Source organism: Actinomadura sp. NPDC048394 (assembly GCF_040651755.1).
GTDB lineage: Bacteria > Actinomycetota > Actinomycetes > Streptosporangiales > Streptosporangiaceae > Spirillospora > Spirillospora montaniterrae.
The window spans coordinates 25,607-41,065 of record NZ_JBEZJL010000031.1; the positions used below are offsets into that span (position 1 = coordinate 25,607).

Here is a 15,459-nt window from a genome sequence, read left to right on the forward strand (position 1 = left end):
GCCACGGCGGGCCGTCCGTCCCGCGGCCCGCCGTGTCCCGGGGTCAGTCGGACTTGCGGAGGTGGTCGGCGCCCTCCGCCAGTTCCTTCGCGGCGCGGCTGCCCGAGCCGGACACGGCGGCGTCCAGTTCGTGGGCGAGCTCCTCCAGTTCGGCGCCGCCCGCCATGAGCGCGGTCAGCTCCTCGCGGGTGATCTCCTCCTTGGTGCGGTAGCCGATCGGGCGGCCGCGGTTGAGGATCAGGAAGCGGTCGCCGACCGGGTAGGCGTGGTGCGGGTTGTGGGTGATGAAGATGACCGCGAGGCCCCGCTCGCGCGCCTGCACGATGTAGCGCAGGACGGTCCCGGCCTGCTTCACGCCGAGCGCGGCCGTCGGCTCGTCCAGCACCAGGGCCTTCGCGCCGAAGTAGACGGCGCGGGCGATCGCCACGCACTGCCGTTCGCCGCCCGACAGGGTGCCGATGGGCTGGTCGACGTCGCGCAGGTCGATGCCCATCGCCGCCATCTCGCGCTTGGCGGTGCGGCGCATGAACGTGATGTCCATGCGGCCGAACCCCTTGCGCTTCTCCGAGCCGAGGAAGAAGTTCCGCCACACCGGCATCAGCGGGACGACCGCGAGGTCCTGGTAGACGGTCGCGATGCCGCGGTCGAGCGCGTCGCGCGGCGAGGAGAACGCCACCGGCTCGCCCTGCACCTCGTAGGTGCCGAGGTCGTGCCGGTGCAGCCCGGCGACGATCTTGATGAGGGTGGACTTGCCGGCGCCGTTGTCGCCGAGCACGCAGGTCACCTCGCCGGCGGACGCCTCCAGGTCCACGTCCCGCAGCGCGATGACGTTGCCGTAGTTCTTGCCGACGCCGGCCAGCCGGACGAGCGGCGCGTCCTTGGGGTCCGTCATGCCGACCGCTCCACTCTGCGCCGCACGATCAGGTTGACCACGGTGGCGATGAGCAGCATCGCGCCGAGGAAGAACCGGAACCAGTCCGGGTTCCACTCGGCGTACACGATGCCCTTGTTCACCATGCCGAAGATGAACGCGCCGATCGCCGCGCCGATCGCCGACCCGTAGCCGCCGGTCAGCAGGCAGCCGCCGATGACCGCGCAGATGATGTAGTTGAACTCGTTGCCGACGCCCTCGCCCGACTGGACGGTGGCGAACGCGAACACCAGGTGCATCCCGGAGAACCAGCCGCAGAACGCCACGCCCATGAACAGGCCGATCTTCGTGCGGGCGACGGGGACGCCGACGGCGCGGGCGCTGCCGGCCGCGCCGCCCACCGCGAAGATCCAGTTCCCGGCGCGGGTGCGCAGCAGGATCCAGGTCGCGATCCCGACGAACAGCAGCCACCAGAACACGGTGATCTTGACGTTGACGCCGCCGACGTCGACGTCGGACGCGAACACCTTCCGCGCGCTCTCGAACCCGTCCATGTCCCGGACGGAGTCGGACGCGACGTTCCCGGTGACCGCCTTCGTCACGCCGAGGTTCGCCCCGGCCAGCATGAAGAAGGTGGCGAGGGTGACGATGAAGCTCGGCAGGCCCGTCCTGATGTACAGCAGGCCGTTCAGCGCCCCGATCGCCAGCGTCACGACGAGCGAGATCGCGACGCCGACCCACAGGTTCAGGGTGAGCTGGTAGCTGACCAGCGTCGCGACGAGCGCCGCCGTCGTCACCATGACCCCGGCGGACAGGTCGAACTCGCCGCCGATCATCAGCAGCGACACCCCGACCGCCATGATCCCGAACGTGGAGCTCGCGTACAGCACCGTCGAGAACGAGTCGGCCTGCAGGAACGCGTCGGCGACCAGCGAGAAGAACACGAACACCGCGACCGCGCCGAGCAGCGCGCCGAACTCGGGCCGGCGCAGCAGCCGCCGCAGCGGCGACTCCCGCGCCAGCCGCTCGTCCGGCACGGCCGCGGGCGGCCCGGCGACCGCCTGCGTCACCGCGTCCCCCGGACGGCGAAGCCCTCCAGCGAGGCGGCGTTGTCCTTGGTGACGATCGCGGGACCGGTCAGCACGGGCCGCCCGCCGCCGAGCACGTTGCCGTTGGTCTTGTAGAGCCACAGCTCGTCGACGGCCTCGTAGCCCTGCAGGTAGGGCTGCTGGTCGACGGCGAACTGGATGTCACCGGACTTGATCGAGGCGATCAGGTCCTTGTTCAGGTCGAACGTGGCGACCTTGGCCTTGCTGCTCGTCTCCTTGACCGAGTCGACCGCGGTCGCGGCGAACGGGGCGCCGAGCGTCAGGATCCCGTCGATGCTCTTGTCCGACTGGAGCTTGGCGGTGATGGACGACTTGACCTGCGGCATGTCGCTGCCCTGCACATACAGGTTCTGCAGCTGGCCGGAGAAGGTCTTCTTCGCGCCGGCGCAGCGGCTCTCCAGGCCGACGTTGCCCTGCTCGTGCACCACGCACAGCGCCTTCTTCACGCCGATCTTCGCCAGCTCCGTGCCGGCCGCCTCGCCGGCGATCGACTCGTCCTGGCCGAAGTGCGCGAGCGCGCCGAGCTTCGCCGAGTCCTCCGCGCCGGAGTTGATCGACACGACGGGGATCTTCGCGGCGGTGGCGCGGGCCAGCACGTCCTTCATCGCGTCGGGCTTGGCGAGGGTGACGATGATGCCGTCGACCTTCTGGTCGATCGCGGTCTGGACGAGCTGCGCCTGCTTGCCCCCGTCCGGGTCGGCCGAGTACAGGAACTGGACGTTGTCCTTGGCGGCGGCCGCCTTCGCTCCCTTCTGAACGATGTCCCAGAAGGTGTCGCCGGGCGCCGAGTGGGTGACCATCGCGATCTTCAGCCGGGGCCCGTTCCCGCCGGTCGCCTTCTCCTCGCCCTTCTTGCCGCCGGAGCTGCTGCACGCGCCGAGCGCCAGCATCCCCGCCACGGCCAGCACCGCCAGCCTCCTGACGGGTGCACGGCCCTTGAACGACGTTCGCGCGAACACGCCTTTCATACGGACGCTCTCCGATTCTCCCCCGAGAAAGTGAGCCGGGACAGAGAGTTGATCACAGATGGCGGCGGCGCGACCAGACCTCCTTCTCATACCGGCCGCGCGCCTCGCGGGTGGAGCCGAGCGCGGAGACCTCGGCGACCGGGACGTCCCACCACGCCTCGCTGCCGGGCGCGTCGATCAGGGGGTCGGTCTCGATGTGCACGACGGTCGTCCGGTCGCTCTCGCGGGCACGGCGCAGCGCCTCGCGCAGCTCCTTGACGCCGGACGCGCGGAGCACGTCGGCGCCCAGGCTGGCGGCGTTGGCGGCCAGGTCGACGGGGAGCCGCTCGCCGTCGAGCCCGGTCCCGGTGCGGGCGCGGTAGCGGGTGCCGAACCGCTGCGCGCCGACCGACTCCGACAGGTTCCCGATCGAGGCGAACCCGTGGTTCTGGACGAGCACGACGACCAGCTTGACGCCCTCGGCGACGGCGGTGGTGAGCTCCTGCGCCATCATCAGGTACGACCCGTCGCCGACCATGACGTACACCTCGCGGGACGGGTCGGCCATCTTCACGCCGAGCCCGCCGGCGATCTCGTAGCCCATGCAGGAGTAGCCGTACTCGACGTGGTAGCCCTTGGGGTCGCTCGCCCGCCACAGCTTGTGCAGGTCGCCCGGCATCGAGCCGGCCGCGCAGACGACGACGTCGCGCGGGCCGCTCACCTCGTTGACGGCGCCGATGACCTCCGACTGGGCGGGCAGCGGACGGTCCTGCGGGGCGTACGCCTCGTCCACCGCGGCGTTCCAGCGGGCCATGAGCGCGGTGGCTTCGTGCCTGTACGCGTTGGGGACGGAGTAGCCGTCGAGGGCGGCGTTCAGGCCACGTATGCCTTCGCGGGCGTCCGCCACGACCATCGTGCCCGCGAGCTTGGCCGCGTCGAACCGCGCCACGTTCACGTTGACGAACCGCACGCGCGGGTTGGCGAACAGGCTGTGGGACGCGGTGGTGAAGTCGCTGTAGCGGGTTCCTATGCCGATGACCACGTCGGCTTCCCGCGCCAGGGCGTTCGCGGCCGTCGTACCGGTCGCGCCTATGGCGCCGACCGAATGCTCGTGGTCCCAGGGAAGGGCGCCCTTTCCCGCCTGCGTCTCCGCCACGGGAATGCCGGTGCGTTCGGCGAACGCGCGCAGCTCGTCGGTGGCGCCGGAGTAGATGACCCCGCCGCCCGCCACGATGAGCGGGCGTTCGGCCTTCTGGAGGATCGCGCACGCCTCGTCGAGCGCGGCCGGTTCCGGAAGCGCGCGCGGGATCCGCCACACGCGCCGCGCGAACAGCTCCTCGGGCCAGTCGTACGCCTCCGCCTGGACGTCCTGGGGCAGCGCCAAGGTGACGGCCCCGGTTTCGGCAGGATCGGTGAGCACGCGCATCGCAGCCATGAGCGCACTGGGCAGTTGCTCAGGACGGTTGATGCGGTCCCAGTATTTCGACACCGGCTTGAAGCAGTCGTTGACGGAGACGTCGTAGGAACGGGCGTCTTCAAGCTCCTGCAGCACCGGATTGGTTGGACGCGTGGCGAAGATGTCACCCGGCAGCAGCAGCACCGGCAACCGGTTGATGGTCGCCAGCGCCGCACCCGTCACCATGTTCGTCGCACCAGGCCCGATGGACGTCGTGCACGCGAATGTCGACAACCGGTCGTTCATCCGCGCGAACCCCGACGCCGTATGCACCATCGCCTGCTCGTTACGAGCCATGTAGTACGGCATCTCCTCGCCGTACTCCAGCAACGCCTGCCCGATCCCCGCGACGTTCCCGTGCCCGAAGATGCCGAAGCAACCCGGGAAGAACCGCTGTTCCTCGCCGTCCCGCTCCGACCACTGCGCCGCGAGGAAACGGACGACGGCCTGCCCGACCGTGAGCCTCATGAGCGTCCCTTCGCCGAGGTGAGCGGCAGCCGCGGGTCGACGGCCTGCCCTTGCCAGGTGCCGCGGACCCACGCGTGCGCGGGATCGTCGCAGATCCGCCACGCGCGCTCCGGCGACGGCCCGGCCATCACGTTCAGGTAGTACAGGTCGTGGCCCGGCGCCGCCATCGACGGGCCGTGCCAGCCGTGCGGGATCAGCACGACGTCCCCGCCGCGCACCTCCGCCAGCACGTCGATCGGCCGGTCCGGCGTGCCGTAGACGCGCTGGTAGGCCATGCCGCCGTCGCCGGCGACCTCGAAGTAGTAGATCTCCTCGAGGACCGCCTCGTCCGGCCCCTCCTCGTCGTGCTTGTGCGGCGGGAACGACGACCAGCAGCCGCCCGGCGTGAGCACCTCGCACGCGATCAGCTTCTCGGCGAACGGGAACCCCTCGGGCGTGCCGAAGTTGTTGACCTGGCGGCTCGCCGGTCCCGCGCCGCGCAGCTCGACGGGCACGTCCTCGGCCGGGCCGTAGCGGGGTTCGAGGCGCGCCTGGCAGCGGGCCGCGGCGAGCGCGAACCGGCCCTGTCCCCGGACCGTCACCCGCGCGTCGCGCGGCACGTACGCGAAGTCGCTGACCCGGCTGAAGACGTCCGCGCGGCCGTCCAGCTCGAACCGCTCGCCCTCGCACTCCACCGCGCACGACCCGGCCAGCGGCAGGACGATCATCTCGAAGTCGCCGGTGCCGAAGGTGTGCCCGCCCGGGTCGGGCAGGTCGAGGACGCGCAGCGCGGTGTGCGCCCAGCCCGCCGACTCCGGCGTCACGACGACCCCGTACGGCCCCTCCGCGGCGGAGCCCGCCGGCAGGTGGTGCTTCATCCGATCGCCCCTTCCGCCAGCAGCGCCTCCACTTCGGCCTCGTCCGGCATCGCGGCGGAGCAGGCGATGCGGGACGCGACGATCGCGCCGGCCGCGCCCGCGAACGCGATGATCCGCTCCAGGTCCCAGCCCGACAGCAGGCCGTGGCAGACCGCGCCGCCGAACGCGTCGCCCGCACCGAGCCCGTTCGCCACGTCCACCTTGACCGGCGGCACCCGCACCGTCTCCTCGCGCGTCGCGGCGAGGACGCCGTCCGGCCCCATCTTCACGATGGCGAGCTCCGGGCCGCGGGCGAGGATGGCGCGGGCGGCCGCCTCCGGCTCCCGCTCCCCCACCGCGACCTCGCACTCCTCCAGGTTGCCGACGGCGACCGTCGCCCGTTCCAAGGCCTGGCCCGCCCAGTGCGGCGCCTCCCCCGGGTCGTCCCACAGCATCGGGCGGTAGTCGAGATCGATGACGGCGTGGCCGGTGTGCGCGCCGAGCGCGAGCAGCGTCGCCTCGCGGCTCGGCTCCTGCGACAGGCCCGTCACCGTCGCCCAGACGATCCGGGCCCGCCCGATCGCGTCCATGTCCAGCTCGTGCGGACGTATCTCCAGGTCGGGGGCCTTCGGATAGCGGTAGAAGTACAGCGGGAAGTCGTCCGGCGGGAAGATCTCGCAGAACGCCAGCGGCGTCGGCAGCCCGGGGACGGACGTGACGAACCGGTCGTCCACCCCGTACTCCTTGAGCGCCTTGTGGACGTACCGGCCGAACGGGTCGTCCCCGGTCCGCGTGATCACCGCGGTCGTGCGCCCGTACCGGGCCGCCGCGACCGCGACGTTCGTGGGGCTCCCGCCGAGGTACTTCCCGAACGACTCGACGTCCTCCAGCGGCCTGCCCACCTGGTCCGGGTAGATGTCGACGCTCACCCGCCCCATCGTGATCAGGTCATGGCTCATCGGGCCGCCTTCGCGAGGTAGTCCAGGCTCCGGCGGACGTCGTCGTACGGTCCGGCGCCCGGCGCGGGCTCCTCCGCCAGGACGGCGTCCTGCTCCATCACGTACCAGCCTCCGTATCCGGCGCCCTCCAGGGTCGCGATGATGCCGGAGATGTCGACGTCGCCCTCCCCGAGCGGCCGGTAGAGGCCGTCGCGGACCGCGTCGGAGTAGGCGACCTCGCCGCCGAGCACCCGGGCCGCGAGCGCCGCGTCGACGTCCTTGAGGTGGACGTGCGCGATCCGCGCGGCGGCGAACCGGGTCAGCCACGCCGGGTCGGTGCCGCCGACGAGCAGGTGCCCGGTGTCCAGGCACAGCGGCACGCCGGACCCCGACAGCACCCGCTCGACGTCCGCGCGGGTCTCCACGACCGTCCCGACGTGCGGGTGCAGCGCCGCGAGCCGGCCGCGCCGGGACGCCCGCGCCGTGATCGCGTCGAGGTTGGACAGCAGCGTGGCCCAGGCCCGGGTGTCCAGGGCGGGCCGCCCGTCGTAGCCGGCGAGTCCGGTCGCGGCGGCCAGCACGAGCACGCCGCTCATGCCGTCGAGCGCCCGCTCGATCTCCGGCATCGGGTCGTGGTCCGGGTCGTGCAGGACGACCGGGACGAACGCCCCCACGAGCCCCAGCCCGTACGACGACAGCAGCGCCTCGCGCTCGTCCCGCGACGCCGGCAGGAACCCGTCCGGGCCGAGTTCGGTGGCGGCGAGCCCGAGGTCGCGCATCTCCGCGAGCACGCGCGCGGGCGCCATCTGGTGGCCCCAGCCGGGCACCTCGCACACGCCCCACGAGATCGGCGCGCCCGCGATCCTCATCGCCGCACCTCCTCGGCCCCGACGATGCGGCCCTCGCGCATGGACAGCTCGCAGGCCTCGGCGAGGTAGAACGCCTCCAGGGCGTCCTCGGGCGGGCAGGGGTTGGCACGCCGCCCCGCGACGACATCGACGAAGGCGCGCAGCTCGGCGTCGTAGGCGTCGGAGAACCGTTCGAGGAACCCGGCATAGGGGTCGCGGGGCTCCTCGTCGTGCTCGGGCACCGCGGTGACGGGCGTCCGCTCGTCGAGGCCCGCGACGATGCTGTCCTTGGAGCCGAACAGCTCCAGGCGCGCGTCGTACCCGGCGGCGTTGTAGCGGGTGGCCGACACCTGCGCGAGCGTCCCGTCGTCCAAGACGAGCAGCGCCGACCCGGTGTCGACGTCGCCGTTCTCGCGGAAGAAGTCCTCGCCGCGGTTGGCGCCCGACGCCATGACCCGGACGACGTCGCGGCCGGTGACGAACCGGATCAGGTCGAGGTCGTGGATGACGCAGTCGCGGAACAGCCCGCCGGACGTCGGGACGTACTCGGCGGGCGGCGGCGCGGGGTCGAAGCTGCACGACCGGACGGTGTGCAGCCAGCCGAGCCGCCCGGACGCGAGCGCCTCGCGGGCCGCCGCGTTCCCGGCGTCGAAGCGGCGCTGGAACCCGACCTGGACCGGAACTCCGGCCTTCTTCGCGGACGCGACGATTTGGAACGTTCCATCAAGATCGGAGGCAAGGGGCTTCTCGCAGAAGACGGGCAATCCGGCCGAGAGCGCCCGCTCCACCAGATCGGCGTGCGCGTCCGTCGCCGCCGCCACGACGAGCCCGTCCAGCCCGGCGGAGAACAACTCCCCCACCTCGTCCACGGCCCGGACATCCGTCAAACCCGGCGGCCCCCCAGGAGCGCTCATCCGCGTCTCTGCGGGGGGACGACCCCCCGCACCCCCCGGCACAGGCAGCCTGACCACCGCCTTCCGCTCCGCTGGCGCTCCGCTCCAGGCGCCGGTCAGGCGAGCCGCGAGGGCGCGGGCGCGGGCGGCGTCCGCGTCGGCGACGACCAGCGCCTCCACCTCGGGCAGTTCGCACAGGGCCGCGGCGTGGCGCGCACCGATGCGCCCCGCGCCGGCCAGTCCGATCCTCATGGAACCCCTCCCCGGTCGGCGGTCCAGGTGAGTCCCGAGTGTGCTGGAGCGTTCCAGGGGCGTCAACGGCCGGGCGTGCGCGCCGCCGGTAAATGAAGTGTCCGAAACCCGGCCGACTAGGCTGGCGGCGGCCCGGACCCGGGCTGTCGCACCGCCAACACCAAGCGCTAGTTTGATGCCATGCGGGTCCTCGTCACCGGCGCCTCCGGGTTCGTCGGCTCTCACACCGTCCGCGCCCTGCTCGCCGCGGGCCACCGGCCGCGCGCGCTCGTCCGCGACCCCGGCAAGACCGTCAAGGTGCTCCAGGCCGTCGGCGTCCACGCCGAGGAGGTCGAGCTGCTGCCGGGCGACATGCTCGACGCCGCCGCCGTGGCCGACGCGCTGGACGGCTGCGACGCCGCGATCCACGCCGCCGCCGCGATCGGCGTCACCGGACCCCACCGCGACCTCGTCGAGGTCAACGTCACCGGCACCCGCAACGTCATCGGCGGCGCGGTCGAGCACGGCCTGTCCTCCATCGTGCACGTGTCCACGATCGGGATCTTCGTTCCCCCGTCCGGCCCCGTCATCACCGCCGGCGCTCCGCTCGCGAGCCCCCGCACCGGCTACGGCCGCTCCAAGCTGGAGGCCGAGGACTACGTCCGCGGCCTCCAGGACGGCGGCGCGCCCGTGACGATCGTCTACCCCGGCGGCGTCTGCGGGCCCGACCAGCCCCACCTCGACGCGCTGAACGAGGGGCTCGCCGCCGCGCTCGGCAAGCTGTGGCCGCTGCCCGGCGGCGGCGTGTCCGTCATCGACGTCCGCGACCTCGCCACCGCCCTGGCCCGCACGGTCGAGTCCCCGGACGGGCCGCGCCGGTGGGTGCTCGGCGGCCACTACCTCACCTGGCCGCAGTACGCCGACCTGTGCGACGCGCTGACCGGCGTGAAGTGCCGCCGGGTCCGGGTGCCGAGCGGCGCGATGCTCGCGCTCGGCTCCGCGCTCGACGCCGCCAAGCGCGTCCGCCCGTTCGACTACCCGCTCACCCGCGACGCCGCCGAGTTCATGGTCACGCTCGTCCCGACCGACGACCGCCCGATGCTCGACGCGCTGGACCTCGCCCTGCGGCCCGTCGAGGAGACGGTCGCGGACGCCCTGCGCTGGCTGGCCGGGAGCGGACACCTGAACCCCCGCCGGGCCGGCCGGCTCGTCCCCGAGGAGCGGAAGATGGCCCAGCCGACCCTGATCCAGCGGACCCTGGGGCCGCTGTTCCAGCGGATCTCCGGCGCCCGCTGGTTCGCCAAGGTCGGACCGAAGATCGTCCCGCCCGTCGACCGGACCCTGCACAGGCTCACCGGCGGACGCGCCATGCTTGGCCAGCTCCTTGTCCCGAGCCTCGTCCTGACCAGCACCGGCGCGGTCAGCGGCCTGCGCCGGCAGACGCCCCTCGCCTGCCTGCCCGACGGCGACGGCTGGCTCGTCGTCGGCTCGAACTTCGGCCGCGAGAAGCACCCGGCCTGGACCGGCAACCTCATCAAGAACCCCGACGCCGAGGTGAGCTTCCGCGGGGCGACCACCCCGGTGACCGCCCACCTGCTGGACGACGCCGAACGCGCCGAGGCCTGGCCGCGCCTGACCGCGGTCTGGCCCGTCTACGACCGCTACGTGGAACGCGCCGACCGCCAGCTGCGCGTGTTCCGCCTCTCCCCGCGCTGAACGCGCCGGCGCCGGCGGGCTCCGCAGTCAGGCGCCGTCGACCATTCGCGACATCGCCGTTCCATAATGCTTCGACAATAGGAGCCGAGGCGCGGGACGAAGTCGCGCCTTTTATCAGGAGCCGCGCAGGGTCTTCGAGAGGCGGCGGCCCAGCAGAATGTAGGCGATCATCACACCGGCGACGTTGAGGATGACGTCGTCGATGTCGAAGGCGCGGCCCATCACGACGGCGCCCTGGACGGTCTCGATCGCCAGCGAGAACGCGCCGGTCAGGAGGGCGAGCCGGACGGGCCCGCGCAGGGACTTCCAGACGATCGGCAAAAGGACGCCGAGCGGCGCGAGCAGCGCCAGGTTCCCGCCGATCTGCAGGAAGGCCTCCTTTGTCGGGCGGTCCATATAGAAGCGGAGCGAACGTCCGGGATGGAGGTTCCCGCCGGCCTGGCCATGGTCGTGGACGGGCGTCAGCGTGAGCCGGAAGGCGAAATAGAAGAAGACGCCGAGAACGGCGAGCGCGACCGTCACCACGCACGCGCGAAAGACGAGGACGTACCAGGGCACCTTTTCGCCGCGTTCCGCCGGCTGCCACATCTCCACCAACATCTCGCGCTGGTCCCCCGTTCCGCCGCCGGCTATGCCGCCCCGCGGATTACGGGCGCGGTTCCCGGGTCCCGGCGGCGGGTTATGGAGTGTCCGAATTGCGCCGGAACCGGCCGTTGACAGGACTGACCAAGCAAGCGCATGATTCGCCGTGATCGGAGTCACATCCGATCGCGGGTGCCCGGCGCGAGGCCCCCTCACGGAATGTCATCAGTGAGAGAGGTTGCGTCATGGCCGGTCACGGGCGGCAGCATGCCGCCGATTCGGGAATCACCCGCCGCCGGTTCCTCACCGGAGCCGGGATCGCGGCCGGAGCGCTGCTCCTGCCCTCGTGGCGGACCGCCGCCGCTGCCGCGCCGAGCAACGCGATCGCGGACGGCGACCACGTGCCGGCGCTGGTCATCGGCAGCGGGTACGGCGGCGCGGTCGCCGCGCTGCGGCTCACCCAGGCGGGCATCGCCACCCACATCGTCGAGATGGGGCAGAGCTGGACGACGCCCGGCCCGGACGGGAAGGTGTTCAGCTCGCTGCTCAAGCCGGACGGGCGGTCCTACTGGTTCCGCACCCGGACCGACCAGCCCGTCGGGTACTTCCTCGGCGTCGACGCCAACAAGAACATCGACCGGTACGCGGGCGTCCTGGACTCCGAGGCGTTCGCCCACACGCGCGTCTACCAGGGGCGCGGCGTCGGCGGCGGCTCGCTGGTGAACGGCGGCATGGCCGTCACGCCCAAGCGCGCGTACTTCGAGGAGATCCTGCCGTCGGTCAACGCGGACGAGATGTACGGCACGTACTTCCCGCGCGCGAACGCGGCGCTGGGCGTCAACGGCATCGACACGTCCTGGTTCGAGTCCACGAAGTGGTACAAGTTCGCGCGGGTCGGGCGGGACAGCGCCCAGGCCGCAGGCTTCGGGACCACGTTCGTCCCGAACGTCTACGACTTCGGCTACATGAAGCAGGAGGACGCCGGCACGAAGCCGAAGTCGGCGCTCGCGCAGGAGGTCATCTACGGCAACAACTACGGCAAGAAGTCGCTGGACAAGACCTACCTCGCCGCGGCGGCCGCGACCGGGCGGCTGACCATCAGCCCGCTCCACACGGTCACCGGCGTCGCGCCCGCCGCGGGCGGCGGCTACACGGTCGAGATGACGCAGATCGACACGGCCGGCAACACCGTCGCACGCAAGACCGTCACGGCGGACCGGGTGTTCTTCGCGGCGGGCAGCGTCGGCACGCCCAAGCTGCTGGTCGCCATGAAGGCGCAGGGCCGGCTGCCGAACCTGCCCGACGCGGTGGGCGCCGGCTGGGGCAACAACGGGAACGTGATGGTCGCCCGCGCCAACCACGTCTGGGACACCACCGGCGCCGACCAGTCCACCATCCCCGCGATGGGCATCGACAACTGGAGCGACCCGAACGGCCCGGTCTTCGCCGAGATCGCCCCGTTCCCGGCGGGCACGGAACTGTGGGTCAGCCTCTACCTGGCGATCACGAAGAACCCGAACCGGGGGACGTTCACCTTCAACTCCGGCACCGGCAAGGTCGACCTGTCGTGGCAGTCGTCCTGGACGCAGCCGTCCATCGACGCCGCCAAGCGCGTCTTCGACAAGATCAACAGCAAGGCGGTCACCGTCTACCGGTCGGACATGTTCGGCGTCAACAAGGTCTGGGGCGACGACTTCGTCTACCACCCGCTCGGCGGCTGCGTCCTCGGCCAGGCCACCGACGGCTACGGACGGCTGCCCGGCCACCCCGGCCTCTACGTGATCGACGGGTCGCTCGTCCCGGGCAGCACCGGCGTCAACCCGTTCGTCACCATCACCGCGCTGGCCGAACGGAACATCGAAAAGATCATCAAGACCGACCTCACCTGAACGGTGCCTGGAGCGGAGCGCCAGCGGAGCGGAAGGCACCGTTCAGGTGCTCTTACCCGGGGGGGTGTTGGGGGGTCGTCCCCCCACAGGAAGGCTCACCTAGAACGCGGGACGCCCGCACCGGAGGTTCCGGTGCGGGCGTTGCGCGTTCGCCGGGTCAGACCGCGACGGGGGTGGTGGCCGGCTCCAGGGCCAGGTCGAGCACCTCGCGCACGTCGCTGACGGCGTGGACGGTCATGGTGTCCAGCACCTCGGCCGGGACGTCCTCGAGGTCCGGCTCGTTGCGCTTCGGCACGATCGCGGTGGTGATGCCGAGCCGGGACGCGGCCAGCAGCTTCTGCTTCAGGCCGCCGATCGGCAGCACCCGCCCGGTCAGGGACACCTCGCCGGTCATCGCCACGTCCGACCGGACCGGCCGCCCCGACAGCAGGGACGCCAGCGCCGTCGTCATGGTGATGCCCGCGCTCGGGCCGTCCTTCGGGATCGCGCCGGCGGGCACGTGGACGTGCACGCCGCGGTCCTTCAGGTCGCCGACCGGCAGCTCGAGCTCCGCGCCGCGCGAGCGCAGGTAGCTGAGCGCGATCCGCGCCGACTCCTTCATGACGTCGCCGAGCTGGCCGGTCAGCGTCACGCCGGTGTCGCCGGTCTCCTTGTCGGCCAGCGACGCCTCGATGTACAGGACGTCGCCGCCCGCGCCGGTGACCGCCAGGCCCGTCGCGACGCCCGGCACGCCCGTCCGCCGCTCGGACCTGCCGAGCTCGACCTCCGGGGTGAACCGGGGACGGCCCAGGTAGGCCTTCAGGTCGTCCGCGCCGATCGCGACCGGCAGCGTCGCCTTCTCCAGCGCGACGTTCGCGGCGACCTTCCGCAGCACCCGCGCGATCGACCGGTCCAGCGACCGGACGCCCGCCTCGCGGGTGTACTCGGCGGCCAGCAGCCGCAGCGCGTCGTCGCCGAACGTCACCTCCGACGGCTCCAGCCCGGCCTTGTCGAGCTGCCGCGGCAGCAGGTGGTCGCGGGCGATCGTGACCTTCTCGTGCTCGGTGTAGCCGTCCAGCTGGACGAGCTCCATCCGGTCGAGCAGCGGCCCGGGGATCGCCTCCACCACGTTCGCGGTCGCGAGGAACAGCACGTCGCTGAGGTCGAGCTCGACCTCCAGGTAGTGGTCGCGGAACGTGTGGTTCTGCTCGGGGTCGAGGACCTCCAGCAGCGCCGCCGTCGGGTCGCCCCGGTAGTCGGCGCCGACCTTGTCGACCTCGTCCAGCAGCACGACCGGGTTCATCGAGCCCGCCTCGCGGATCGCCCGGACGATCCGTCCCGGCAGCGCGCCCACGTAGGTGCGCCGGTGGCCGCGGATCTCCGCCTCGTCCCGGACGCCGCCGAGCGCGACGCGCACGAACTGCCGTCCCATGGCCCGCGCGACCGACTCGCCCAGCGAGGTCTTGCCGACCCCGGGAGGACCGGTCAGCGCCAGGACGGCGCCGCTGCGGCGCCCGCCGACGACGCCGAGGCCGCGGTCCTCGCGGCGCTTGCGCACCGCCAGGTACTCGATGATGCGCTCCTTGACGTCGTCGAGGCCGGCGTGGTCGGCGTCCAGGATCTTCCGCGCGCCCGCGATGTCGTAGGCGTCCTCGGTCCGCTCGTTCCACGGGATGTCGAGGACGGTGTCCAGCCATGTGCGGATCCAGCCGCCCTCAGGCGACGCGTCGGACGACCGCTCCAGCTTGTCGACCTCCTTCAGCGCCGCCTCGCGGACCTTCTCCGGCAGGTTCGCGGCCTCGATCCGGGCCCGGTAGTCGTCCTCCTCGTCCGCCGGGTCGCCGTTCAGCTCGGCCAGCTCCTTGCGGATGGCCTCCTGCTGCTGCCGCAGCAGGAACTCCCGCTGGGTCTTCTCCATGCCCTCCTGGACGTCCTTGCGGATCGTCTCCGCGACGTCCAGCTCGGCGAGGTGGTCGCGCGTCCAGCCGATGACCAGCTCGAGCCGCTCGACGACGTCGACCGTCTCCAGCACCTCGACCTTCTGCTCGGTCGTCAGGTACGGGGCGTACCCGGCGTTGTCGGCCAGCGTCGAGGGGTCGTCGATCTGCTGCACCACGTCGACGACCTGCCACGCGCCGCGCTTCTGCAGGATCGCGCTGACCAGGCCCTTGTACTCCTTGGCCAGCTCCTGCGCGCGCCCGTTCGCGGGCGGCGTCTCGATCGCGGTGCCCTCGACCCACAGCGCCGCGCCGGGCCCCGTCGTCCCGGTCCCGATCCGCACCCGCTGGACGCCGCGGACGACCACGCCGGGCTCGCCGCCCGGCAGCCGTCCCTCCTGCTCGATGACGCCGAGGGTGCCGACGCCCGCGTACTGCCCGTTCACCCGCGGCACCAGCAGCACCCGCGGCTTGCCGGCCGACCGGATGCCGGGCCCCTTGGGCTGCGCCACCGCCTTCGCGGCCTCGACGGCCGCCCGGACCTCGCCGCTCTCGGACAGGTCGAGGGGCACCACCATGCCCGGCAGAACGGCCCCGTCGTCCAGGGGCAGCACCGGCAGCGTCAGGGTCTCGCTCATGCTCAGCTCCAAGTCCATCGTCGCGGCCCCCTCGGGAGGGACCGTCCCGGTCGCCCGGGAACCCAACACCAAGTTGAGTCATACACACTCAAGAAAACGGAGCAGCTATTAATTTCCTCAG

The 15,459-nt window shown here is 72.1% G+C and carries 12 protein-coding genes; 2 read left to right on the forward strand and 10 right to left on the reverse strand.

Annotated features, from left to right (window positions below):
• Positions 1-43: 43 nt before the first annotated feature.
• The 8 genes from AB0C78_RS23230 to AB0C78_RS23265 all read right to left on the reverse strand — a co-directional run bounded on the left by AB0C78_RS23230 (position 44) and on the right by AB0C78_RS23265 (position 8,342).
• The gene (locus AB0C78_RS23230; protein ID WP_151544726.1) at positions 44-892 is read right to left on the reverse strand and encodes an ATP-binding cassette domain-containing protein; all 849 of its coding nucleotides are present in this window, start codon (positions 890-892) and stop codon (positions 44-46) included.
• On the reverse strand, positions 889-1,941 hold the full coding sequence (locus AB0C78_RS23235) for an ABC transporter permease (RefSeq protein ID WP_151544727.1): 1,053 nt from the start codon (positions 1,939-1,941) through the stop codon (positions 889-891). Before AB0C78_RS23235 ends, AB0C78_RS23230 begins: the two co-directional genes overlap by 4 nt.
• Positions 1,938-2,888 carry a sugar ABC transporter substrate-binding protein gene (locus AB0C78_RS23240; protein WP_360751141.1) on the reverse strand — a complete coding sequence of 317 codons (951 nt, stop codon included), beginning with the start codon at positions 2,886-2,888 and terminating at the stop codon, positions 1,938-1,940. The genes AB0C78_RS23235 and AB0C78_RS23240 overlap by 4 nt, the downstream gene beginning before the upstream one ends.
• Before the next feature lie 112 nt (positions 2,889-3,000).
• Entirely contained in the window at positions 3,001-4,851 is a 1,851-nt protein-coding gene (iolD, locus tag AB0C78_RS23245) for a 3D-(3,5/4)-trihydroxycyclohexane-1,2-dione acylhydrolase (decyclizing) (RefSeq protein WP_360751143.1), read from the reverse strand.
• Complete coding sequence (gene iolB, locus AB0C78_RS23250; protein ID WP_360751146.1) at positions 4,848-5,708, reverse strand: 5-deoxy-glucuronate isomerase; 861 nt, start codon at positions 5,706-5,708, stop codon at positions 4,848-4,850. Before iolB ends, iolD begins: the two co-directional genes overlap by 4 nt.
• Positions 5,705-6,646, reverse strand: coding sequence for a 5-dehydro-2-deoxygluconokinase (iolC, locus tag AB0C78_RS23255; protein ID WP_360751149.1), 942 nt, complete (start codon positions 6,644-6,646; stop codon positions 5,705-5,707). Before iolC ends, iolB begins: the two co-directional genes overlap by 4 nt.
• Positions 6,643-7,494 (reverse strand): TIM barrel protein, encoded by an 852-nt coding sequence (locus AB0C78_RS23260; protein ID WP_360751151.1) that lies wholly within the window; start codon positions 7,492-7,494, stop codon positions 6,643-6,645. The genes iolC and AB0C78_RS23260 overlap by 4 nt, the downstream gene beginning before the upstream one ends.
• Positions 7,491-8,342, reverse strand: coding sequence for a Gfo/Idh/MocA family oxidoreductase (locus AB0C78_RS23265; protein WP_360751154.1), 852 nt, complete (start codon positions 8,340-8,342; stop codon positions 7,491-7,493). Before AB0C78_RS23265 ends, AB0C78_RS23260 begins: the two co-directional genes overlap by 4 nt.
• Positions 8,343-8,798: 456 nt before the next feature.
• On the opposite strand from AB0C78_RS23265, the gene AB0C78_RS23270 reads away from it, so the two are divergent.
• Positions 8,799-10,313 (forward strand): nitroreductase/quinone reductase family protein, encoded by a 1,515-nt coding sequence (locus AB0C78_RS23270; RefSeq protein WP_360751157.1) that lies wholly within the window; start codon positions 8,799-8,801, stop codon positions 10,311-10,313.
• Between the two features lie 114 nt (positions 10,314-10,427).
• Here the strand turns inward: AB0C78_RS23270 and AB0C78_RS23275 are convergent, their stop codons facing one another.
• Complete coding sequence (locus tag AB0C78_RS23275; RefSeq protein ID WP_360751160.1) at positions 10,428-10,901, reverse strand: VanZ family protein; 474 nt, start codon at positions 10,899-10,901, stop codon at positions 10,428-10,430.
• A 239-nt stretch (positions 10,902-11,140) separates the two neighbouring features.
• Between AB0C78_RS23275 and AB0C78_RS23280 the strand changes: the two genes are divergently transcribed.
• Entirely contained in the window at positions 11,141-12,784 is a 1,644-nt protein-coding gene (locus tag AB0C78_RS23280) for a GMC oxidoreductase (RefSeq protein WP_360751163.1), read from the forward strand.
• 157 nt (positions 12,785-12,941) lie between these two features.
• Here AB0C78_RS23280 and lon read toward each other — a convergent pair whose 3' ends face one another.
• Positions 12,942-15,338 (reverse strand): endopeptidase La, encoded by a 2,397-nt coding sequence (gene lon, locus AB0C78_RS23285; protein ID WP_360751166.1) that lies wholly within the window; start codon positions 15,336-15,338, stop codon positions 12,942-12,944.
• Positions 15,339-15,459: the final 121 nt, after the last annotated feature.

What these genes read in the sequence shown, in the direction of transcription:
- AB0C78_RS23260 (WP_360751151.1), bottom strand. Translation starts at nt 7,494, where the DNA reads ATGAGGATCGCGGGCGCGCCGATCTCGTGGGGCGTGTGCGAGGTGCCC.
- iolB (WP_360751146.1), bottom strand. Translation starts at nt 5,708, where the DNA reads ATGAAGCACCACCTGCCGGCGGGCTCCGCCGCGGAGGGGCCGTACGGG.
- AB0C78_RS23230 (WP_151544726.1), bottom strand. Translation starts at nt 892, where the DNA reads ATGACGGACCCCAAGGACGCGCCGCTCGTCCGGCTGGCCGGCGTCGGC.
- iolD (WP_360751143.1), bottom strand. Translation starts at nt 4,851, where the DNA reads ATGAGGCTCACGGTCGGGCAGGCCGTCGTCCGTTTCCTCGCGGCGCAG.
- AB0C78_RS23270 (WP_360751157.1), top strand. Translation starts at nt 8,799, where the DNA reads ATGCGGGTCCTCGTCACCGGCGCCTCCGGGTTCGTCGGCTCTCACACC.
- AB0C78_RS23280 (WP_360751163.1), top strand. Translation starts at nt 11,141, where the DNA reads ATGGCCGGTCACGGGCGGCAGCATGCCGCCGATTCGGGAATCACCCGC.
- AB0C78_RS23275 (WP_360751160.1), bottom strand. Translation starts at nt 10,901, where the DNA reads ATGTGGCAGCCGGCGGAACGCGGCGAAAAGGTGCCCTGGTACGTCCTC.
- iolC (WP_360751149.1), bottom strand. Translation starts at nt 6,646, where the DNA reads ATGAGCCATGACCTGATCACGATGGGGCGGGTGAGCGTCGACATCTAC.
- lon (WP_360751166.1), bottom strand. Translation starts at nt 15,338, where the DNA reads ATGAGCGAGACCCTGACGCTGCCGGTGCTGCCCCTGGACGACGGGGCC.